The following is a 22,745-nucleotide window of genomic DNA, read 5'->3' as shown; positions in this document are numbered from 1 at the left end:
TAAATATATGAAAATCAACACTTTAAACCAAAAAAATAACATAAAAAAATATAAAAAATTTAAGCAAAATAAAAGGGCTGATCATTTTATTTATGATACAGCCCCATCTATATGTACAATTTAAAATTATTTTTTAGCGTAATCAGCATTTAAGCCTTTAATAACTTCAGATGTTACATCTAAACTTTCATCAGCAAATAAAATAGCGCTGTTGCCTTTAGAATAAGTTAAAACCATTTTATAACCTTTTTCTTTAGCGTAACCTTTTAAGTAACCAGCAACTTTATCATAAAGTTTTTCGTTTTCTGCAGCTTGCTCATTTTGTAATGCACCACCAGCGTTTTGCTGATAAGCTTGCAATTCTTGTTGTTTACGGGCTAAACGCTCTTCTGTAGCTTTACGAACATCTGCAGCCAAAGTAGCAGCACCTTGTTGGTATTGCGCAACCTCTCTTTGAAAAGCTTGACCTTTTGCAGCCATATCAGCTTGTGCACTTTTCGATTTACCTTCAAACTTAACTTTAAGGTCTTTGTAATAGTCGTATTTTGTTAATAACGAATCTGAATTTACAAATACAATTTTTTCGTTTGCAGAAACAGCTGCAGTACTATCTGTTTTTTTAGTTTCAGTGGTTTTAGCGTCTTTGTTTTGGCAAGCAGAAAAAGCTGTAATTAGCGCTGCTGTTGCAAATAAACCAAAGGTTTTAAAGGTCTTTCTTTCCATTATTTTTTAATAAATTTTAGCAAACTTATATAAATTAGTTTTTATATGCAATTTCAATGCAAGTTTGTGATGATTAGATATTTTGACCTAATTAATTCTGTAGATTAATAATTAAAGATATTCGAAAAGCGAAACCTGTATTTTAATTGTAAGTTAGTCCCGCTAACCACTTTACTTCGTGCTCGCTTTTATCGGGTTTAGGTGGATTTTTGCTGCTAAAATTTGGGGTTGTGAGGTGCTAATAACAAATTTCAAAAACACCAAACGTTCCTACGGAACGTAAATGTCAATTGTTTAATTTGCTACTACCTATGAGTCGTCCTTAAGGGACGAAGGATGTTACACATTTAGCGATTGGAGCTAAAAATAATCTGCAACAGCTATATCTATTTTCGTCCTGTAGGGACGGCTCGGAGGTAGAAAAAAATGGAATATTTTTTTTGTTTGATGTTTTTTCGATAATATTTTTACGCTTTTGGCCACCTAAACCCGATTGAAATGAAAAGCCAACGACTTTTCTCGGTGCTTGTAATGTAAAGCGGGGCTAACACTTGAACTGGAACATCGGTTTTGCTTTCCAAAAACCTTATTTAAACCTCATAGAAGGCATTATATTTACGTCGCCCCAACAGGTTAAAACTTATCCACATATTAGTTTAAATGCCAAAATTTCCGTATTTTTGATACTTATTATGTTTAATTAAAATATGAGCGAAGAACAAGATTTAAAGTCAGATTATTCGGCAGATAATATACAGGTTTTAGAAGGTTTGGAAGCGGTGCGTAAGCGCCCTTCAATGTATATAGGTGATACTGGTGTAAAAGGTTTGCATCATTTGGTTTACGAGGTTGTAGATAACTCAATTGATGAGGCTTTGGCCGGTCATGCAGATACAATCGATGTGAAAATTTTAGCAGGAAACTCAATCCGGGTTGAAGATAACGGTCGTGGTATTCCAACTGGGATTAACACAAAAGAAAATAAATCTGCACTAGAAATTGTAATGACGGTTTTACATGCCGGAGGTAAATTTGATAAAGATACTTATAAGGTTTCTGGAGGTTTACACGGTGTTGGGGTAAGTTGTGTTAACGCATTATCTACCGATTTAAAAGCTGAAGTACACCGCGATGGTAAAATTTGGATGCAGGAATACAAAATTGGTGTTCCTCAGTACGATGTTAAAGAAGTTGGCGTAACGGATAAACGTGGTACAATTGTAACCTTTACTCCTGATGAGACCATTTTTACACAAACAACCGAGTACAAATATGATACTTTAGCTGCTCGTTTACGCGAATTGGCTTTCTTAAATAAAGGAATTAAATTAACCTTAACAGATGAGCGTGAAGCTTTAGAAGACGGAACTTTCTTTTCAGAAGTTTTTCAATCTGAAGGTGGTTTAAAAGAATTTGTTTCGTTTTTAGATGGAACAAGAGCATCTTTCTTACCAGAGCCGATTTACATTGATGGTATTAAAAATGGTGTTCCCGTTGAGCTGGCTTTCCAATACAACGATAGCTACTCTGAAAATGTTCACTCGTACGTAAACAATATCAATACACATGAGGGTGGAACACATATTGCAGGTTTTCGTAGAGGTTTAACGCGTACTTTAAAAAGTTACGCAGATAAATCGGGTTTGTTAAAAAACCTTAAAATGGAAATTACTGGTGATGACTTTAGAGAAGGTTTGACTGCAGTAGTTTCTGTAAAAGTACAAGAACCACAATTTGAAGGGCAAACTAAAACTAAGCTGGGTAACAGCGAGGTGATGGGCGCTGTTGATATTGCAGTTGGCGAAGCATTGGGTGCTTATTTGGAAGAAAATCCAAAAGAAGCTAAAATGATTATTAATAAAGTTATTTTAGCGGCTACCGCTCGTGCAGCAGCTCGTAAAGCTCGTGAGATGGTACAGCGTAAGAGTGTAATGGGCGGTTCTGGTTTGCCAGGTAAACTTGCCGATTGCTCTGACAGTGACCCAGTAAAATGTGAAATTTACTTAGTAGAGGGTGACTCGGCAGGTGGTACTGCTAAACAAGGTCGCGATAGAAACATTCAAGCTATTTTGCCTCTAAAAGGTAAAATTTTGAACGTTGAAAAAGCGATGGAGCACAAAATTTACGAAAATGACGAGATAAAAAATATGTTCACCGCAATTGGTGTAAGTATTGGTACACCGGAAGATGATAAGGCTTTGAACATGACGAAACTTCGTTATCACAAAATCGTAATCATGACGGATGCGGATATTGATGGTTCTCATATTACTACTTTGATTTTAACTTTCTTCTATCGTTACATGAGAGCGTTAATTGAAGCTGGTTATGTTTACATCGCTTCGCCACCACTTTACCAGGTTAAAAAAGGTAAAGATTTTGAATATTGCTGGAATGATGTACAACGCGATGCGGCTGTGCAACGTATTAAAGGTAATGGTAAAGAAGATAGCGTACACATACAACGTTATAAAGGTTTAGGTGAAATGAATGCTGAACAGCTTTGGGATACTACTTTAAATCCTGCTACACGTACTTTATTACAAGCTACTATTGAAAGTGCTGCAGAATGTGATCATACTTTCTCTATGTTAATGGGTGATGAAGTTGCGCCACGTAGAGAATTTATTGAACGTAATGCAAAATATGCTAAAATTGATGCTTAATTAGAGCTGAAAGCTCAAAGTAGAAAGCATTAAAATATAGAAACCCTCTTTGAGTTGAAAACTTGAAGAGGGTTTTTGATTTAACAAAAATAAGCCACCTGAAATAATCAGGTGGCTATAGCTCACTCGCTTTTATAAAAATTTTGCCATTTCTTCTCTCTATCCAGAGAGAAGAATAATGGCTTAACTAACCATCCTACAAAGAAGGATTAAACTAAGAATTAAAGAGTTTTATTATAAAATGTAATACGAGCCAATCGGAGCTAATTCTGTTTGAGGCTTATCCTCATAAATTTTATTATCATCAAGCATTTGACATAAATCACGCTCAATAGTTCTGCAAATTGTTGTTGTAGGTGTATCGGTTGGCTTGTTCTCAAAAGGATCTTGTAAATGAACTGCCATTTTTTCAACCAATAAAAAGAATGCTGCAATGGCTCCTGACTTGTCATTTTTAGTGCGGCAGATTTAATCTGTTAATTAGCTCTTCAATAATTGGTGTTATTTTAGCTCTCATCCTAATTTCCTTCTTAGTAATCTGACTATACATCCGGGCATCTGTGACTTTTTTCAACTCAGTTATAAACTTTTTTATTGAAACATTAGTAGATAATTCGATGTGTTTGGAGACGACAAGAGCCATAAAGCATACCAGTAAATGTAGTTTAATCGGCTCTTCTTTAAAATGAAAGATAGGTCTAGTCTTCAGGTCACTTTTGGATATCCGAAAAGCCTGCTCTATTTTATAAAGATCATGATACCGTGCAATTATGGTGTCATTATCGGCAATAGATTCTTCTAGATCTGTATAATATCCCTTGATGCCGAGAAGTGCTTTTGTGCGATTAATAAGCTCTGTGTTTAGGGTNAGTTCTGCAAATTGTTGTTGTAGGTGTATCGGTTGGCTTGTTCTCAAAAGGATCTTGTAAATGAACTGCCATTTTTTCAACCAATAAAAAGAATGCTGCAATGGCTACAACCAATGGTACTTCCATATATCCAAAATATTCTATTAATCCAAATGGCAATAAAACGATGAATAAATGGATAGACATACTAATGTATTTGCTATAAGTTACGGGGAAAACAGTATTTTTAATACGCTCACAACCACCCATACTATTACATAATGCATTAAGTGATTTATCGATTTCTATTTGCTGATATTTGTTAATCCAGCCCTCCTGTAGAGCTTTTTTTAAATCCATGCCATGTAGCTCCAATAATGTTGCGGTTACGTTTTTACGCTTTTTGATAAAAGCAATTTCCTCGGCAGAAAGATATTCTTCTAAACCTTTTCTAGGATTAAAACCTCTTAACGACTGACTAAGCGCATAACACCAAGCAATTTGACGTTTAATGAAACGCTCCTTAAATTCCTCTATTTCTTCTTGTCCATAAGGGTTTTCGACAAAAGAAAGTATCTGTCTGGAAATGGATCTCGAATCGTTAACAATTGCACCCCAAAGCGTTCGAGCTTCCCACCATCTATCATATGCCTGATTAGAACGAAAAGCTAATAACAGTGATATTATTGTGCCTAGTAATGCTGGTACGGCAACGGGAATTGAAATACGTGTAACATGAAAATTTTGATAAAGAATTACAATACCAACCGAATAGGCGATAACAAATAGTAATTCTTTTTTGATCTTTCCAAATATATAAGTGAGCGGGATGTTATTTCGTAGCAGCATGATTTGATATTTTATATGTGAATAAATTAAACATTCAGCTCTTGTAACTGAGTTTCTTGAATTTTAGTTTCAATTAAATTTTCTGTTGGATGAATGGTTAAAACATTTAATTGAATTGTTTCGCAACCAGAACGTTCTGTTAAGAATTTAGGGTTGATACTATATTTATTTATTGGTGTAAATTTGTAATCTTTTAAATAAGCAACAGCTTGAACATCAAAAGCTTCGATAAAATTTTTAAATGCCGCAACTGTACTTCCATAGAAATATTCTATGCCAACACAATTGATTTGATTTGGATATTGTTTTTTGAAATTATTTATCGCCAGATAAAATTCGTCACTAATATTTTCATAATCGCGGCTTCGGCGACTAAGCATTAACATATCAGTTATAGAATCTGATAGTTTAAATGCATGAACAAAAATAATGTTTAGTTTTTCTTCGCCTTGATTTTGAACAAGTGCATCGATAATTTTAGTGCTTTCTAAATTGAAATCGGTAGGTACTAATACTGTTTTCATGGCCTTATTTTTAAATAAATGATTAAATTATTTATACAAGTTTAAGGCGATGTTATTACAGCGAAATAAGAGCGAGATTAAAATTAGATTAGAATTTAAAATATTTGATAAATTAGTAGTAAGTGATGATTTAGATATTACGGAAAAATCTTTTGGTTATGGTTTAAGTGAGACCTTTAATGCTTTATGATAAAGTTTAGTGTAATTATTAACTAAATCGGTAAAAGGATTTTAATTTCCGTTCCAATTCCTTCTTGAGATTTTATGGCGATGCTTCCTCTGTGCAGGCGAATAATATTTAACGATAGTGGCAAGCCTACTCCATAACCTTTAAAATCATTTGTATTAGAAGCCCTGAAAAATGGTTCGAAAATGTGTTGAATATCGCTTTGCGGAATCCCAATACCCAAGTCGGTTACAGCAATAGATAACGTATTAGCTTTACTTTCTAATTTTATTGTTACTGGATTATGATTAGAATACTTGCAGGCATTACTTACAATATTGCTAATAGCAAGCTTTATCAAATTTTTGTTTGCTTTAAGCGTTAATTGCTCTTCATCATCAGGAAGGGTATCTAAATCAATATCAATTCTGCTATTTGGATGAACTTGATTTACCGAATCTTTAATTTCCCAAAGCAATTCGTCCATTCTAACTTCTTCCCAAGGTTGATTTTTGCCATTAAAGCCAGATTGTGCAAGGCCAAGCAAACTGGTTAAAATATGTTCTAGTCTATCCGATTCATCTTTAATTTTTGATAATGCTTTGTGCTGTTTTTCTGCATCATCTTTAGCTTTTATAGCCAGTTCAACTTCTCCGCTAATTATGGTAAGCGGTGTTCTTAATTCGTGCGAAGCATTGCTAATAAAATTATTTTGTGTTTCGAAAGCTGTTTCTAATCGATTAAGCATATTGTTAAAAGTTTGCGCTAATTGCGACATCTCATCACTTCCTTTTTTAACATCAAGCCTTAAGTGAAGATTTTCAGCCTTAATTTTCTTTACACTTTTAATGATGTTTCTCAATGGCATCAGCATATAATTAGAGAATCTCCAGCCAACAACAAAAGATAAAATTACAGAAAGGAAAAAGCCGATGATTAAGATTTTTTGCAAGTCTTTTAGCTCTCTGAAGCCAAACGGATCGTTTGCTGAAACGATTACGACGTAACCACGTTGTGAATTTTTGAAAAATTTGCCAGCATAAAAGTGATTATCTACCCGATATCTGGCCATGAAGCCTGCATTTATTCTGCTATAAAAGCTTTTGGGCAATTCTCGATCTATTTTAGATTGGCTTGTGCCAGACTCAATTATAAATTCTTTTTCTGATGGTAATCTTTCTAGATATTGATTACGCATTTTGGCATAAACATCATTATTATCGTCTTCGTAAAGTTTTATCTGTGCTGCAATGTTAACTCTGGCTTCTAGGCGTTTATAAAAATCTTCGAATGCAAAATCATTAGCGAAATACCATACAAAACCACTTAAAAGGGAAATAATAACTGCAGATAGAATGGCAAAGAGTAAAGTTATTTTCTTGGCTATTTCCATTATTTATCTTTTAATACATAGCCCAATCCAACAGCTGTATGGATAAGTTTTTGGTCAGAATTTTTATCTATTTTTTTTCGAAGATAGTTAACATAAACATCTACTACATTGGTTCCTAAATTAAAATCTATATCCCAAACGCTTTCTAAAATATCAATTCGAGATAATATTTTTGATTTATTTTTAGCCATAAATTCGAGTAATCGATACTCTGTTGCTGTTAATATAATTTCCTGATTATTACGTTTTACTGTTTTAGCACTTAGATTAACTTGCAAATCTGCGATATTTATAATCTGATCGAGTGTAGCAACGCCGCTATATCTTCTGAGTAAAGTTCTGATTCTGGCAAAAAGCTCGGCAAATTTAAAAGGTTTTATTAAATAGTCATCGGCGCCATTATCTAAACCATTAACTACGTTCTCTGTAGTTCCAAGGGCAGTTAACATAATTATTGGCGTATTTGGCTTTTGTTCTTTAATAATTTTACAAAGTTCTAGACCATTTATACCAGGTAACATAATATCGAGCATTATCAAATCGAAATTATTCTCTAAAGCCATTTGTTTCCCTATCAAACCATCTGGAGCTATACTAACGGTAAAGCCTTCATCGGTTAAACCACGCGAAACAACAGAGATTATACTTGGTTCGTCTTCTACTATTAATAAATTCATCTGATGGCAAGTAATCTAAAAAATAGGGAATTACAAAATCTAAATCAATAGAAATAAGAAATTGCTGCCTTTTTAACGAAAAGAAGACATAATTGTTTGGTTAGGTGATAAAAAAAGCTTCATGATTTTATCCATGAAGCTTTTTACTTACACATTGAGTGGTATTATTTTCCATTTTCTGATTTCTGCTTAAGGTTGGCTAAGCCACTTTCGAAATCTTTTCCAATCATTTTATCCATACCGCCCATTACAAGGCACATCCATTTACTTATAATATTATTCTCACCACTCATTGTCCAGGTAACTTTATTTCCACCAGCTTCTGGAGTAATATCAAATTTTGTATCTGCATGGCTTTCGAAAGGTTCTTTAAAAAATAAATCAATATCTACTTGTTTAAGTGGTTCAACTTTTAAAATTTTCATTTCTCCAGAACCAGTTTCTTTTCCTACCCATGCATAAGTATGGCCAGGTTGACCAACAGTTCCTGAAAAAGTTGTTTTAGCTGTTGGTTCCATTTTAGCCCATGGATTCCATTTGTAGAATTCATTAAAATCTACAATGTTTTTGTAGATAACGCTGTCTGAAGCATTAATTATTGTTGTTCTGTTAACTGAGTAGGTTTTTGGGAGAAGCAAACCACCTACAAAAATAATTATTGCCAGCACGACAATAATTCCAATAAAGATTCTTAAAAATTTCATATTTAATTTGGTTGGTTAATTAAATTTAAAAAGAAACCATCAAAATCAAAAGAAATATTTTACACGATATTGATTTTGGGTTTTGGAGCATTTAGTTTAAAATGCATTAAATCTGCAATAGATTGTGCTTTTTGTTTAATTATCTCAGCATTTTCACCTGCAAACAAGGTATCTACAGTATCAAAGAAAAGCGCTTTCCAAGTATTAAATTCTTCCTGATGCAGGTTGGCCTTCTCTCTTAATGCAAAATGTGTAAGCATTGGGTTGCCCTTATAAATGGCTTTACCAAAAAGAATACTTTCCCAAAAATCGTACATCTTAGGTAAATGGTGCGACCAGTCTACTTTGGCAATATTATTGAAAATAGGACCAATTTTATTGTTTTGCTGAACTTTTGCGTAAAAGGTATCAACCAGTAAGATGATATCTTCTCTATTATTAATATCGCTTTTCATGCTGCAAATCTTTTAAATTTATAAAGCCAAGTATTACCAGGGATAAGAATTTACTGCCTTCAAGTGTAATGTTAAGGATGTGATCGTTGCTTTCAATGCAAGAATTTCCACTCAAAACTAATTTTACTTTTTCATCTAAAAAGCATTTGATGCAAATATCTATTAAAATGATTTACAAAAAATGATCTGAATCAGAAAATAGAATTATTTGTAAAGTCTTAAAATCAACTTTTTGTAATTGATAACGGCTTGATGTTTCATTAGAATATCGCCACCGATAATACTCATAATAGGTGGATGACCGAATTGCTGATAAGTTTCGCTTACTGATTGCAAATCGAAGGCAACGGTTTCGTAATTCTTCAGTTTTAGTTTGCCAATTTTTAATTCGGGAATTGTAGCTTGAATAGTTGTAGTAGTAGTAAATAGGGTAGCAGCATTTATTTCTTCTGATGTTTGAAGTGTTTCTGAAAGATGTTGCTCGATTAGTGATTTATCAAATACGCTTCTCGATGCACCTGTATCCAGAACGGCAAAATGCTTTTCTTTAAAAACAACAATTTCCACCAAAAGGTGGAAACCATCGTCTTGTAAGTTTATAAGTTTTAATGGAATTGAAATTGTTTTCATCTTTATTGCTGACCACTTAAGATTTCTAAGTTATGTTTAGAACATAATTAAGATAGCTTATTTTTTATACCAATTTCATGTCGGCAAGTACGCTATTCATATTTCTAACAGCATCTGCGCTTTTGTTAAATGCAGCTTGCTCTTCATCTGTTAATTTAAAATCGATAATTTTTTTCCATCCGCTGCGACCAATAATAACCGGTACACCTAGGCAAATATCTTGTTGACCGTATTCGCCTTCAAGCGATACGCAGCAAGTGAAAAGTTTTTTCTCGTCGCGTAAAATGGCTTCTACTAATGCAGCACCTGCAGCTCCCGGAGCATACCAGGCAGATGTTCCGATTAAGCCCGTTAATGTTGCGCCACCAACCATTGTGTCTGCTGCAACTTTATCAAGCGTAGCTTTATCTAATAAATTACTAACTGGTAAACTTTGATAAGTAGCTAAACGTGTTAATGGGATCATCGTTGTATCGCCATGACCGCCAATTACAAAGCCCTGTAAATCGTTCGGATTGCAATCTAAAGCCTGTGATAAATAGAATTTGAAGCGAGAACTGTCTAAAGTTCCACCCATTCCAATAATTCGGTTTTTAGGTAAGCCCAAAGATTTTAATGCCAAATAAGTCATTGTATCCATTGGGTTACTAATTACAATAATTATAGCCTCTGGAGAGAATTTTAATATATTTTCGGCAACACCTTTTACAATACCGGCATTAATGCCAATTAGTTCTTCACGTGTCATTCCAGGTTTACGCGGTAAGCCTGAAGTGATAACTACAACATCAGAACCTGCAGTTTTGCTGTAATCGTTTGTTACACCCGAAATTTTTGTATCGAAGCCCAAAAGGGTAGCGGTTTGCATCATATCGATGGCTTTGCCTTCGGCGAAACCTTCTTTAATATCTAATAATACAAGCTCGTTAGCTAGTTCTTTACGTGCAATATTATCTGCACAAGTTGCGCCTACAGCGCCTGCTCCTACAACCGTTACTTTCATATATCTAAATTTTAATGGTTTGCTGTTAATTATCAATCGAAGGTATAAATAAATATAAGGTTTAAAAATGCTTTTCAAAACTTTATAATTTACACTTTGTTGTAATGTAAAACAAATTTTATGAAAGTTGGAAATGAGAAATTTTTGCTCTTGATAATTCTATTGATTTCAAGTTGTATTTTAATTTCATTCAAAAATCGTTTAATTATAAACCCTGGGGAGAATAAAGCAGTTGCAAAAATCAATTTTAAAAATTTTCAGGGTAAATGGTATTCATTAACAAGCATTCCAACTGCTTTAGATAAGAATTGGCGAAAAACTTTAGAAAACTATATATTAAGAGATAAGTATTTTGACGTTTACACAACCTATTATAAAATAGGAAAGCCAGAAGAAAAATCTATAAAATCTAAATTGTTTTTTTATGATGGAGGATTGGATGGCGAAATGAAAGCACAGTTTTTATGGCCATTTAAAATTGGCTATCGCGTAATCGAATTGCCAGAAGATTACAGTTATGTTGTAATTGGTCATCCAGAGAAAAAATACTTATTCATAATGTGCAGGAAACCTTCTATGGATAAGAAATTAATGGCTGCAATAGTGGAAAGATGTAAGCAAGCGGGCTACAACGTGGGTAAATTAGTTAGTCAGGAGCATAATTAACACCAAAAAATATGGAAAATAAACCTATTTCAAATATTGATTATAAAGCTTTCGAGGGTAAGTGGTATTCACTTTACTCTATCCCAACGTTAATGGATAAGAATTGGAAACAAACTACCGAAACTTATACATTAGCCGATGATGAACATTATGATGTTTGTACAACTTACCATAAAGAGGGTAAAACTGAAGAGAAATCGATAGCTTCTAAATTATTTTTTGAGGAAGAAAAACCAGCTGGCGACATGAAGGCTCAGTTTTTATGGCCTTTTAAAATTGGTTATTGGATAATTGAACTGGCAGATGATTACAGTTATGTAGTAGTTGGTCATCCTGATAAGAAATATCTGTTTATTATGGCTCGCGAACCAAAAATGGAAGCTGATTCATTAGTTCATATTATTGAAAGGTGCAGACAGAAAGGATATGAGGTAAGCGAATTGGTAAGTCAGGAGCATTTTTAGTATGCTTATAATTTGAGTTTAATTTGTTTCTAATAATGTCATTCCATCGGGAGCCTAGAAATCCTTGAATTGGTTTTTATATTTTCAGACATAATATACTTTCTAATCGAAGATGGTTTTTATTCCCAATCTTTTGTTGATAAAATCCTGACAACTTCAACCTTCAAATTTGCTATTTTTGATGAACCGTTATTATTCCGCAGCGGTTAATTCTTTAAAGCAGCTATGTACTTAATTTTTGATACTGAAACCACGGGTTTGCCACGTAATTACAATGCACCAATTACCGATACGGATAATTGGCCACGTTGTATTCAGATTGCATGGCAATTGCACGATGAGATGGGGAGATTGGTTGAACATCAGGATTATCTGGTTAAACCAGAGGGGTTTAATATTCCTTACGATGCAGAAAGAATTCACGGTATTTCGACAGAGTTAGCGGTAGAACAAGGTATTTCTTTTGATGAAATGCTGGCAAAATTTAACGAAGTTTTAAACAAAGCTAAATTTATTGTTGGTCAGAATGTTGGTTTCGATGTTAACATTATGGGGTGTGAGTTTCATCGTTTTGGTGTTGCAAACCGCATGGCCGAAATGCCAGTTTTAGATACCTGTACCGAAGTAACAGCCCAGCTTTTGCAACTGCCAGGTGGTAGGGGCGGTAAGTTTAAATTACCGACGCTAACCGAATTACACTCTTATTTATTTGGTTCTCCTTTTAATGAAGCCCACAATGCAACCGCCGATGTTGAAGCAACAACCCGTTGTTTTCTTGAGTTGGTAAGACGCGAGGTTTTTAAGAAAGAGGAACTTCTTGTTGATGCTGAATATTTTCCTCGTTTTAGAGAGATAAATCCAGCAACTATTGAAGGTGTTGGTTTAAAACACATTAATTTAAAATCAGCTTCTGATGAAATCCGTAAGAGAATTCAAAAAGCTGAAAGTGGCGGAATTTCGAAAAAAGAACTCGAAGGAAACAAACAAGAACTTGCTGCGGCAACTTTTGTACACTTACATAATCATACGCAATTTTCTGTTTTACAAAGTACCATTAGCATTCCGGATTTGGTAAAAGCTGCGGCAGCACAAAAAATGCCTGCAGTTGCCATGACGGATCATGCAAACATGATGGGTGCTTTTCACTTTGTAAACAACGTTTTAAATCATAACAAAGCTGCCGAGGCTAAAAATGCTGCAGCAATTGAAGCTGGAGAAAGACCAACCGAAGTGATTATGACCCCAATTGTCGGTGTCGAGTTTTTCGTTTGTGATAATCATTTAGATAGAACAGCAAAAGACAATGGTTACCAAATGGTACTGCTGGCGAAGAACAAAAATGGCTATCATAACCTGGCTAAAATGTCTTCTATTGCTTATACGAAGGGTTTTTATTACGTTCCGCGTATTGATAGAAACGTAATTGAGCAATATAAAGACGATATTATTGTGCTTTCGGGTAATCTATCGGGAGAGATTTCGAATAAGATTTTAAATATGGGTGAAACCCAGGCTGAGGAAGCTTTAATCTGGTGGAAGGAAAAATTCGGTAACGATTTCTACATCGAGATTATGAGGCATAACCAAGAAGATGAGAATCGAGTGAACGAATCTTTAATTTCCTTAGCAAGAAAACATTCGGTTAAGTTAGTTGCTACAAATAATACATATTACATCAATAAAAAAGATGCTAATGCGCACGATATTTTGCTTTGCGTAAAGGATGGCGAAAAGCAGGCAACTCCCATTGGTCGAGGTCGCGGTTACCGTTACGGTTTACCAAATCAAGAATATTATTTTAAATCGCCCGATGAGATGAAATCGCTTTTTGCAGATTTACCAGAGGCGATTGTTAATATTCAGGAAATTGTAGATAAAATTGAAATTTATAAACTTGCCCGTGAAGTCTTACTTCCTAAGTTCGATATTCCTGAAGAATTTTTGGTTATTGAAGATGAAACTGATGGCGGAAAACGTGGTGAGAATAAATTTTTAAGACACCTAACTTACGAAGGTGCAAAAAAACGCTATGGCGAATTAACACCAGATATTACGGAGCGGTTAGATTTTGAACTCGCTACAATTGAAAAAACTGGTTATCCTGGTTATTTCTTAATTGTACAGGATTTTATTGCCGAAGCTCGTCGAAGAGATGTGTCCGTTGGTCCTGGCCGTGGTTCGGCTGCGGGTTCTGTGGTTGCATATTGTTTGTGGATAACTAACATCGACCCAATTAAGTACGACCTCCTTTTTGAGCGTTTCCTAAATCCCGATCGTGTTTCCATGCCCGATATCGATATCGATTTTGATGACGAAGGTCGTGGTCGTGTAATGGAGTATGTAATTAATAAATACGGCTCGAGCCAGGTTGCGCAGATTATTACCTATGGAACGATGGCAGCAAAATCATCAATCCGCGATACAGCAAGGGTTTTGGATTTGCCATTATTCGAAGCTGATAAAATTGCCAAGCTGATTCCAAATATGAAGCTGGCAAAAATTTTCAATCTCGATGAAAAAACCTTAAAAGAGGCCTTACGTCCTGATGAATACGAACGCGTTCAGGAGTTGAAAGCAATGGGTCTTTTAAAAGATTTGAGTGGCGAAACCATTCAGCAAGCTCAGGTTTTAGAAGGTTCTTTAAGAAATACAGGTATTCATGCCTGCGGTGTAATTATTACGCCAAGCGATATTACGAATTTCGTTCCGGTTGCTACCGCGAAAGATTCTGATTTATATGTTACCCAATTTGATAACTCGGTTGTAGAAAGCGCAGGCTTACTAAAAATGGACTTTTTGGGCTTAAAAACCCTTACGCTAATAAAAGACACCGTTAAACTTGTTAAGAAAAGGCATAATATAGATTTAGACCCAGATACTTTTCCAATTGATGATGTAGCCACTTACGAACTTTTCCAAAGAGGCGAAACTATTGGGATTTTCCAGTATGAGAGTCCGGGGATGCAGAAGTACATGAAGGAATTGAAGCCAACAGTTTTCGACGATTTAATTGCCATGAATGCTTTGTATCGACCAGGACCAATGGAATATATTCCGAGTTTCGTTAAGCGTAAAAATGGCGAGGAAGAAATAAAATACGATTTGGATGCTTGTGAAGAATATCTGAAAGAAACTTACGGAATTACAGTTTATCAAGAGCAGGTAATGCTTTTATCGCAAAAGTTGGCTGGTTTTACTAAAGGTGAGGCTGATGTTTTGCGTAAGGCGATGGGTAAGAAACAGAAAGATGTTCTTGATAAAATGAAGCCTAAATTTGTTAAGCAGGCGGCAGAAAAAGGTCATGATGCAGCAACTTTAGAAAAAATATGGAAAGATTGGGAAGCTTTCGCATCTTATGCTTTTAACAAGTCTCACTCAACATGTTACGCTTGGATTGCTTATCAAACTGCTTATTTAAAGGCACACTATCCGGCAGAATATATGGCTGCAGTACTTTCCAATAACATGAGTGACATTAAGCAGGTAGCTTTCTTTATGGAAGAATGCCGCCAAATGGGTGTTGTGGTTTTAGGCCCTGATGTTAATGAGTCAGATCTTAAGTTCTCTGTAAATACAAAAGGCGAAGTTCGTTTTGGTATGTCGGCAGTTAAAGGTGTTGGAGAAAAAGCCGTAGAAAGCATTATCGAAGAGCGATTGGAAAACGGCCCATACAGCACTGTTTATGATTTTGCAAAACGTTCTAACACCCGGATCGTAAATAAAAAAGCGTACGAAAGTTTTGTTTATAGTGGTGCATTCGATGCCTTTGGCGGTCATAGGGCACAATATTTTTATATTGGCCCAAATGATAAAATGAATGGAATCGAGAAAATTATTAAATACGCCAACGATTTTCAGAATAATGAAAATACCTCACAAGCTTCTTTGTTCGGAGGTTCAAAGGCAGATTTAATCTTAGAGCCTTCGCTACCTGTTTCGCCAGAATGGGCGTTAATGGATAGGCTAAAATATGAGAAAGATGCAATTGGTATTTTCCTCTCTGGTCACCCATTAGATAATTACAAGTTAGAACTTGATAAATTTTGTACACATGGGGTTCGGCAGCTAAGCATTATCAACAAAGTGAGAATGGGTGATATGAATGAAGAAGTTTTAGCAGAATTTGAAAAGTTAAAAAACCGCGAGTTATGCGTAGGTGGATTGGTGGTAACAGCATCACAAAGAATAACTAAAACAGGTAAACCCTTCGGGACTTTTGTATTCGAAGATTATGATGATGCAAGTGAAATGGCTCTTTTTGGAGAAGATTTTCTGAAATTCAAATCATTTTTAACCGAGGGATATTTCTTGCAGATCCGCGGTAGAGTTGGCGAGCGCTTTGGTAAAGCAGGTGATTGGGAGTTTAAAATCACCTCGATAAATTTAATGTCGGAGTTAAGGGATAAATTAGCAAAGAGTTTAACTATTCAAGTTCCAATAGAAAGGGTAAATGAAGAGCTGATGCGTCAAATTGATGAAATATTAGCAGACAATAAGGCAAACTCTGAGCAACAAAACTGCCAACTTAACTTTGCTATTTTCGATAGTGAAAAGCAGATTATGCTCGATATGCCTTCTAAAAATTTAAAAATTAATCCTAACAATAAATTCCTGGAACAATTAACAGGATTGAATGTTGTTAATTATAAGTTAAACTAAGGTGGGATGCTGGAAGGTTTAGGGCTTATGACTTAAAGGTGCTAAACCTTTTGCCTTATACCTTGAACCCCTCAACCTCAAAGAAATGTCAAATTGGCATTACGGTATAGGTGGCATTAGAATTGAATACATATATTTGAACATAAAAAAATAAATTATGGCATTAGAAATCACAGATGCAAACTTCGAGGAGCTTGTATTAAAATCAGATAAACCCGTATTAGTAGATTTTTGGGCAGAATGGTGTGGCCCTTGTCGCATGGTTGGTCCAGTCGTAGAAGAAATTGCGAAAGAATATGATGGCAAAGCTATCGTTGGTAAAGTAAACGTAGATAACAATCCGCAAATTTCTATGCAATTTGGTATTCGTAACATTCCAGCTTTATTATACTTTAAAGATGGTCAGGTTGTAGATAAACAAGTTGGTGCAGTTCCAAAATCAGTATTAGCTGAAAAATTAAATAAGCAATTGGCTTAATTAAAGTTTAACTACTATAGTACAAAGCTTTATTTAAAATATATAACCCGAATTCGTTACAGAGTTCGGGTTTTTTATTACGATATTTTTTTGTTCTTTTATTCTCACAAAATCATAACTATGAACCTGTTCAATAACAAAACATCAAAATTTTTACTAGCCGGTTGCCTGCTAAATATTGGTGGCATTACTTTGGTTTCTGCACAAAATCCTGTAGAAACAGGAGAGCCATCTGCAGATTATAAACCTGCATTTGCTGGTCAAACTCGCATTGCTGGTGTTAAAACAAAAACACCTTTAAATATTTCTATTATAAACGATAAGCTCGAACGTCCTTGGGCTATATCTGTAATGCCAGATGGAGGCTTTTTAATTACGCAAAAGGAAGGAACTATGGTTACTCTTTCGTCTGATGGAAAGCTGAAAAGTAAGATTGTTGGTTTGCCAAAAGTAGATGATTCTGGTCAAGGCGGTTTATTGGATGTAACCTTAGATCCCAATTTTGCTAAAAATAGAATGGTTTATTATGCTTATTCAGAGCCTCAAACCAAAGGTGTTTTATTAGCAATTGCAAAAGGAAAATTATCTGCAAACGAAACTGCGATAGAAAATCAGACCATAATTTATCGGGCTACACCATCCTACGGGGGGAAACTTCAGTATGGTTCTAGAATTGTTTTTGATAAGAACGGCAACTTATTTGTAAGTACAGGAGAACGTTCTGGCTCGGATATCCGAATTCAGGCACAATATTTAAACTCTTCATTAGGTAAGATTTTACATTTAACTACTGATGGAAAGCCAGTCGCTGGTGGTCCGTTTGCAGGTAAAGCAGATGCCAGACCCGAAATATATGCTTACGGACTTCGTAATCCAGATGGCTTGGCTATAAATCCTCAGACGGGCGATTTATGGGAAGCAGAATTTGGACCTAAGGGTGGTGATGAAGTAAATATCATCAAACCCGGAAAAAATTATGGCTGGCCAATTATAACTTATGGAACAGAGTACAGCGGCAAAAAAGTTGGCGATGGTATTCAACAAAAAGAAGGAATGGAACAGCCCATTTATTTCTGGAATCCTAGTATTTCTCCTGGTAGTATTGCTTTTTACAATAGTAATGTTATTGCCGAATGGAAGGGGGATTTATTTGTTGGTGCATTGAGTGGTTCTCATATTATTCGCCTGGTAATTAAAGATAATAAAGTTGTTGGTGAAGAAAGGCTTTTGGAAGGTAAAGGCGAGCGGTTCCGTGATATGGTTGAAGGAAAAGATGGGGCTTTTTATTCCGTTACGGACAATGGTAAATTGTATAAAATTGCGAAGAAGTAATATTTTCGTTTAAATATTTTAAATCCCAAATTCATTTGTTTGAGTTTGGGATTTTTTCTTTCTATAAATGCAATTAATTTGAAAATGTTAATTCGGTATTTCAAATCAGTTTCAGTCCCGCTTCGTTGTAGCTCCGATTGAAGAAATCGGAGGCTGACACTCCCATCTGGTTTATTTACTATCGATATGTGCAATGTAGCCACCACCTAAACCCGATAAAGTGGAAAACCCGCAAGCCAATTTTTCTTTGGCTGAAGATTTGGAACGGTAGCGGGAACAAAGGTTAAAAAAGCTAGTTTCATTGCTTTTCAAACATATAAATAAGTTCAAAAGGAATGGTTTTATACTCGATTAATTCATAAATATTTTATTAGCTTTACTGTATGCAGGCAGTCAATTACGAAAACAAAACAAGTTACGGTAATCTCGAATTATTGGCTAGCCAAGTTGTAGAAGGTTTTATTACAGGCTTACACAAAAGTCCTTTTCATGGGTTTTCTGTAGAATTTGCAGAACATCGCCAATACAATAATGGCGATAATGTTAAAAATATTGATTGGAAGTTATTTGCTAAAACTGATAAACTTTATAGCAAACGGTTTGAAGAAGAAACAAATTTGCGTTGCCAGTTTGTGATTGATGTTTCCTCATCGATGTATTTTCCTGAGCCGAAAAATAATAAACTCACTTTTTCTATTCAGGCTGCGGCTTCTTTAATGTACCTTTTAAAAAAGCAAAGAGATGCATTTGGTTTAAGTTTATTTACTGATGAAATTTTATTGAATTCTCCAGCTAAATCTACCACGGTTCATCAGAAATATTTGTTTACACAGTTAGAAGAATTGCTGCATAAACCAAAAGCGAATGCGAAAACTAATTTAAGCGAATCGCTTCATCAGGTTGCAGAGCTAATTCATAAACGCTCGTTGGTTGTCATTTTTAGCGATTTATTTAACACACAAACTAACTCAGAAAAAACTGACGAACTTTTTGATGCATTGCAGCATTTAAAATTTAATAAGCATGAAGTTATTGTTTTTAACGTAGTTGATAAATCTAAAGAAGTAGAATTTAATTTCGAAAACAGGCCTTATCAATTCATAGATATGGAAACTGGCGAAGCCATTAAATTGCATACAAATCAAGTAAAAGAAAATTATACGGCTGCGGTTTCAAATTATCGGCAGCAAATTGCTTTGAAATGTAATCAATATAAAATTGATTTAATTGATGCGGATATCAATGAAGGCTTTTATCCAATTCTTCAATCATATTTAATCAAGCGACAGAAATTAGGTTAATTCATTTTCAAAACCAAAGGCTATAAAAATTACAAATTAGTGTAATTGAAGGCAAACAATACCATCGTTTTTAAAGTATAAATAGTATCAATAATTAACTCGAGGCTTTAATAGCTTTAAATTAAGAATTATATATATGGCTAAAAATGTTGCAGAACAACTTGTTGAAATGCTGGTTGAGGCAGGTGTGAAGAGAGTTTACGCAGTTACCGGAGATAGTTTAAATTATTTTAATGATGCTGTTCGAAGGAATGGTAAAATAAAGTGGATACATGTTAGAAACGAAGAAGTTGGTGCTTTTGCAGCTGCAGCCGAAGCGGAGTTAGATGGTTTGGCTTGTTGTGCAGGAAGTTGCGGTCCTGGTCATGTTCACTTAATTAATGGTTTGTACGATGCACATCGTTCTCACGTTCCAGTAATCGCCATTGCATCTACGATTGATACTAGTCAGTTTGGTATGGATTATTTCCAGGAAACGAACACCACAAAATTATTCGATGATTGTAGCTCTTACAATCAAATCGCAACAACTGCAACTCAGGTTCCAAGAATGTTTCAATCGGCCATTCAACATGCAATAACTAAAAAAGGAGTTGCTGTATTTGGTTTGCCAGGTGATGTAGCTCAACTTGATGCTTTGGAAAGTGAAACATCAATGCAGTTATTTAAATGCAAACCTGTTATCAGACCATCAGATATTGAACTTAAGCTATTAGCTGATTGTTTAAATGAAGGCAAAAAAATAACAATTTATTGTGGAATTGGTGCCGCTGAAGCTCATGCAGAAGTAATTGCTTTGGCTAAAGAATTAAAAGCTCCGATTGGATTTTCTTTCCGTGGTAAAATGGGTATGCAATATGGTAATCCTTACGAAATCGGAATGACTGGCTTGCTTGGTCAGCCTTCTGCCTACCATAGTATGCACGAATCGGATGTGGTTTTGCTTTTGGGAACGGATTTTCCTTACCAAAACTTTATGCCTCAAAAAAATAAAATTATTCAGATTGATGAAAGTCCGGAAAGATTAGGCAGAAGGGCAAAGTTGCATATGGGTTTATGCGGCGATATAAAAGATTCAATTACGGCTTTGTTACCTTTAATAGATAATAAAGAAGATGATAGTTTTTTAAAAGCTCAACTTGCATTTTATGAAAAAGTTAAATCTCATCAGCAAAATTATGTTAACGATAGAGGAGAAGAGAACAAAATTCAACCAGAATTTGTTGCAGATACAATTGATAAGCTAAGTAACAATGATGCGATTTTTACGGTTGATACCGGAATGTGTTGTGTTTGGGGTGCAAGGTTTATAAAAGGAACAGGAAAGAGGAAAATGTTAGGTTCATTTAATCATGGTTCTATGGCTAACGCAATGCCAATGGCAATTGGAGCTGCACTTGCTCATCCAGAACAACAAGTTATAGCGCTTTGTGGCGATGGAGGTCTATCGATGTTATTAGGTGATTTAGCAACAATTAAGCAATACAATTTGCCAATTAAAATTATTGTATTTAACAACAGAGCATTGGGTATGGTTAAGCTCGAAATGGAAGTTGATGGTTTACCAGATAATGAAACCGATATGATAAATCCTGATTTTGCACTTGTTGCTGAAGCAATGGGTTTTAAAGGCATTACGGTTTCAAAACCTGAGGATGTTGAAGGTGCCATTGCAAATGCGCTAAGTTATGATGGGCCAATTTTATTGAACATTTTAACTAATCCGAATGCTTTAGCTATGCCACCGAAAATAGAATGGGAGCAGATTAAAGGAATGACTGTTTCTATGACTAAACTTATGCTTGGTGGGAAAATGAGTGAAGTATTTGATACCATAAAATCTAATTATAAACACTTGGGTGAAGTTATATAACCTGAATTAAAAAAATAAAAATATGTTAGAAAAAGGCGCAAAAGCACCAGATTTTGAACTGAATGCTACTCCCGATCAAAAAATAAAACTTAAAGATTTTAAAGGAAAAAATGTAATTCTTGCTTTCTATCCTGCAGATTGGAGTCCGGTTTGCAGTGACCAAATGGCACTTTACAATGAGATGCTGAAGTATTTTACGAAACAAGATGCACAAATTTTTGGAATTTCTGTAGATAGTGTTTGGTGCCATTTAGCTTTTGAACAGGATAGAAAATTACATTTTCCATTATTAGCCGATTTTGAGCCAAAAGGAAAAGTATCTAAAGCTTATGGTGTTTACGATGAAGAGGTTGGCGAGAGCAAAAGAGCTCTTTTCGTAATTGATAAAGAAGGCAAAATTGCATGGAGTTATTTATCGCCAACAGCTGTTAATCCTGGAGCAGATGGAATTTTAGACGCATTGGAAGAACTTAATAAAAAATAGAATTTTATGAGCACATTAAAACCTGCCGTATCTGATAAAGACCATTTTGAAGGTGGAAAATCAGCCTCAATAGAAATTGTAGAATTTGGCGATTATGAATGTCCGCACTGTGGTCATGCTTATCCAATTATAAAGCAAATTCAAAAGACCTTCGGCGACCAGATTAAATTTATTTTTCGAAATTTTCCATTGCAAGAAGCTCATGAATATGCTTTTCCAGCAGCTGTCGCTGCAGAAGCTGCGGCTTTACAAGGTAAATTTTGGGAAATGCATGATGGACTTTATGAAAATCAAAACCAATTAGGCGAATCGCTTTTTAACGAACTCGCTGAGAAAGTTGGACTGGATTTGGGAAAATTCAAATCGGATTATGGTTCGGATGAAGTAACTGAAAAAGTGGAATCAGATTTTGAAAGTGGTATTAGAAGTGGCGTAAATGGAACACCATCATTTTATGTAAACGGAACTAAGTTCGATGGAGGCGTAGAAGATCTTTTTCAAATGCTTAAAGAAAGCGCAGAATAAAAACAAAAAACCTCATGTATTTTGCAATACATGAGGTATCAGATAAGGGTAACCGGAAAACTAAAAAACTAATTATGAGTTTTTAGAATTTAACAAAACGGAAATCGCTTCTTGTGTTTTGTTATTCAAAGGTGCATTTCAATTATGAAGTTTTAATGAAGAAGTGGAATAAGAAGAAACGAAAAAGGAATAAAGAGTAAAGAACAAGGATTAATATTTTTGAGGGTGTAAAATAAACTGTGTCAAAAGTTAAAATCACTAACTTTAGATACAGTTTGTTATGACGAGAGAAGAACAGCTCGATTATGAGCTAATGAAGCAAAAA

At 34.9% G+C, this 22,745-nt stretch carries 20 protein-coding genes and 1 pseudogene; 10 read left to right on the top strand and 11 right to left on the bottom strand.

Going from position 1 to position 22,745, the window contains the following annotated elements:
• Positions 1–126 precede the first annotated feature (126 nt).
• Positions 127–723 (bottom strand): OmpH family outer membrane protein, encoded by a 597-nt coding sequence (locus ACFOUY_RS01775; RefSeq protein ID WP_378958729.1) that lies wholly within the window; start codon positions 721–723, stop codon positions 127–129.
• A gap of 707 nt (positions 724–1,430) precedes the next feature.
• Between ACFOUY_RS01775 and gyrB the strand changes: the two genes are divergently transcribed.
• Positions 1,431–3,389: a DNA topoisomerase (ATP-hydrolyzing) subunit B gene (gene gyrB, locus ACFOUY_RS01770; protein WP_378958728.1), complete on the top strand. Its 1,959-nt coding sequence runs from the start codon at positions 1,431–1,433 to the stop codon at positions 3,387–3,389.
• 234 nt (positions 3,390–3,623) lie between these two features.
• Here the strand turns inward: gyrB and ACFOUY_RS01765 are convergent, their stop codons facing one another.
• The 10 genes and pseudogenes from ACFOUY_RS01765 to mdh all read right to left on the bottom strand — a co-directional run bounded on the left by ACFOUY_RS01765 (position 3,624) and on the right by mdh (position 10,638).
• Entirely contained in the window at positions 3,624–3,794 is a 171-nt protein-coding gene (locus ACFOUY_RS01765; protein ID WP_378958727.1) for a hypothetical protein, read from the bottom strand.
• Between the two features lie 49 nt (positions 3,795–3,843).
• Positions 3,844–4,254 (bottom strand): annotated as a pseudogene (locus tag ACFOUY_RS21640) (IS1634 family transposase); the annotation flags it as partial.
• A complete protein-coding gene (locus ACFOUY_RS01760) occupies positions 4,235–5,086 on the bottom strand; it encodes a bestrophin family protein (protein ID WP_378958726.1) in 852 nt (283 codons plus the stop codon). The pseudogene ACFOUY_RS21640 and the gene ACFOUY_RS01760, both read right to left, overlap by 20 nt.
• A gap of 26 nt (positions 5,087–5,112) precedes the next feature.
• A complete protein-coding gene (locus tag ACFOUY_RS01755) occupies positions 5,113–5,610 on the bottom strand; it encodes a hypothetical protein (RefSeq protein ID WP_378958725.1) in 498 nt (165 codons plus the stop codon).
• A 212-nt stretch (positions 5,611–5,822) separates the two neighbouring features.
• Positions 5,823–7,169, bottom strand: a complete 1,347-nt coding sequence (locus ACFOUY_RS01750) for a sensor histidine kinase (protein ID WP_378958724.1) — start codon at positions 7,167–7,169, stop codon at positions 5,823–5,825.
• Positions 7,169–7,846: a response regulator transcription factor gene (locus ACFOUY_RS01745; RefSeq protein WP_378958723.1), complete on the bottom strand. Its 678-nt coding sequence runs from the start codon at positions 7,844–7,846 to the stop codon at positions 7,169–7,171. The genes ACFOUY_RS01750 and ACFOUY_RS01745 overlap by 1 nt, the downstream gene beginning before the upstream one ends.
• A gap of 164 nt (positions 7,847–8,010) precedes the next feature.
• On the bottom strand, positions 8,011–8,550 hold the full coding sequence (locus ACFOUY_RS01740; RefSeq protein ID WP_378958722.1) for an SRPBCC family protein: 540 nt from the start codon (positions 8,548–8,550) through the stop codon (positions 8,011–8,013).
• 59 nt (positions 8,551–8,609) lie between these two features.
• Entirely contained in the window at positions 8,610–9,005 is a 396-nt protein-coding gene (locus ACFOUY_RS01735; protein WP_378958721.1) for a group III truncated hemoglobin, read from the bottom strand.
• Between the two features lie 204 nt (positions 9,006–9,209).
• Positions 9,210–9,635, bottom strand: a complete 426-nt coding sequence (locus ACFOUY_RS01730; RefSeq protein ID WP_378958719.1) for an aspartyl protease family protein — start codon at positions 9,633–9,635, stop codon at positions 9,210–9,212.
• A 64-nt stretch (positions 9,636–9,699) separates the two neighbouring features.
• Positions 9,700–10,638, bottom strand: coding sequence for a malate dehydrogenase (gene mdh, locus ACFOUY_RS01725; protein ID WP_378958718.1), 939 nt, complete (start codon positions 10,636–10,638; stop codon positions 9,700–9,702).
• Between the two features lie 120 nt (positions 10,639–10,758).
• Here mdh and ACFOUY_RS01720 point away from each other — a divergent pair, with 120 nt between their 5' ends.
• The 9 genes from ACFOUY_RS01720 to ACFOUY_RS01680 all read left to right on the top strand — a co-directional run bounded on the left by ACFOUY_RS01720 (position 10,759) and on the right by ACFOUY_RS01680 (position 22,420).
• The gene (locus ACFOUY_RS01720; RefSeq protein ID WP_378958717.1) at positions 10,759–11,304 is read left to right on the top strand and encodes a lipocalin family protein; all 546 of its coding nucleotides are present in this window, start codon (positions 10,759–10,761) and stop codon (positions 11,302–11,304) included.
• Positions 11,305–11,315: 11 nt separating this feature from the next.
• A complete protein-coding gene (locus ACFOUY_RS01715) occupies positions 11,316–11,768 on the top strand; it encodes a lipocalin family protein (RefSeq protein ID WP_378958716.1) in 453 nt (150 codons plus the stop codon).
• A 225-nt stretch (positions 11,769–11,993) separates the two neighbouring features.
• Positions 11,994–16,427, top strand: coding sequence for a DNA polymerase III subunit alpha (gene dnaE / locus ACFOUY_RS01710; RefSeq protein WP_378958715.1), 4,434 nt, complete (start codon positions 11,994–11,996; stop codon positions 16,425–16,427).
• Between the two features lie 157 nt (positions 16,428–16,584).
• Positions 16,585–16,905, top strand: coding sequence for a thioredoxin (trxA, locus tag ACFOUY_RS01705; RefSeq protein WP_109923776.1), 321 nt, complete (start codon positions 16,585–16,587; stop codon positions 16,903–16,905).
• A gap of 120 nt (positions 16,906–17,025) precedes the next feature.
• The gene (locus ACFOUY_RS01700) at positions 17,026–18,237 is read left to right on the top strand and encodes a PQQ-dependent sugar dehydrogenase (protein WP_378958714.1); all 1,212 of its coding nucleotides are present in this window, start codon (positions 17,026–17,028) and stop codon (positions 18,235–18,237) included.
• Between the two features lie 383 nt (positions 18,238–18,620).
• Positions 18,621–19,538 carry a DUF58 domain-containing protein gene (locus tag ACFOUY_RS01695; protein WP_378958713.1) on the top strand — a complete coding sequence of 306 codons (918 nt, stop codon included), beginning with the start codon at positions 18,621–18,623 and terminating at the stop codon, positions 19,536–19,538.
• A gap of 136 nt (positions 19,539–19,674) precedes the next feature.
• Entirely contained in the window at positions 19,675–21,411 is a 1,737-nt protein-coding gene (locus ACFOUY_RS01690) for a thiamine pyrophosphate-dependent enzyme (protein ID WP_378958712.1), read from the top strand.
• Positions 21,412–21,433: 22 nt separating this feature from the next.
• Positions 21,434–21,895, top strand: coding sequence for a redoxin domain-containing protein (locus ACFOUY_RS01685; RefSeq protein WP_378958710.1), 462 nt, complete (start codon positions 21,434–21,436; stop codon positions 21,893–21,895).
• A gap of 6 nt (positions 21,896–21,901) precedes the next feature.
• Positions 21,902–22,420: a DsbA family protein gene (locus ACFOUY_RS01680; protein ID WP_378958709.1), complete on the top strand. Its 519-nt coding sequence runs from the start codon at positions 21,902–21,904 to the stop codon at positions 22,418–22,420.
• Positions 22,421–22,745 lie beyond the last annotated feature (325 nt).

Source organism: Pedobacter jamesrossensis (assembly GCF_042650905.1).
GTDB classification, from domain to species: Bacteria; Bacteroidota; Bacteroidia; order Sphingobacteriales; family Sphingobacteriaceae; genus Pedobacter; species Pedobacter jamesrossensis.
This window is presented reverse-complemented; position numbering and strand designations above follow the sequence as displayed.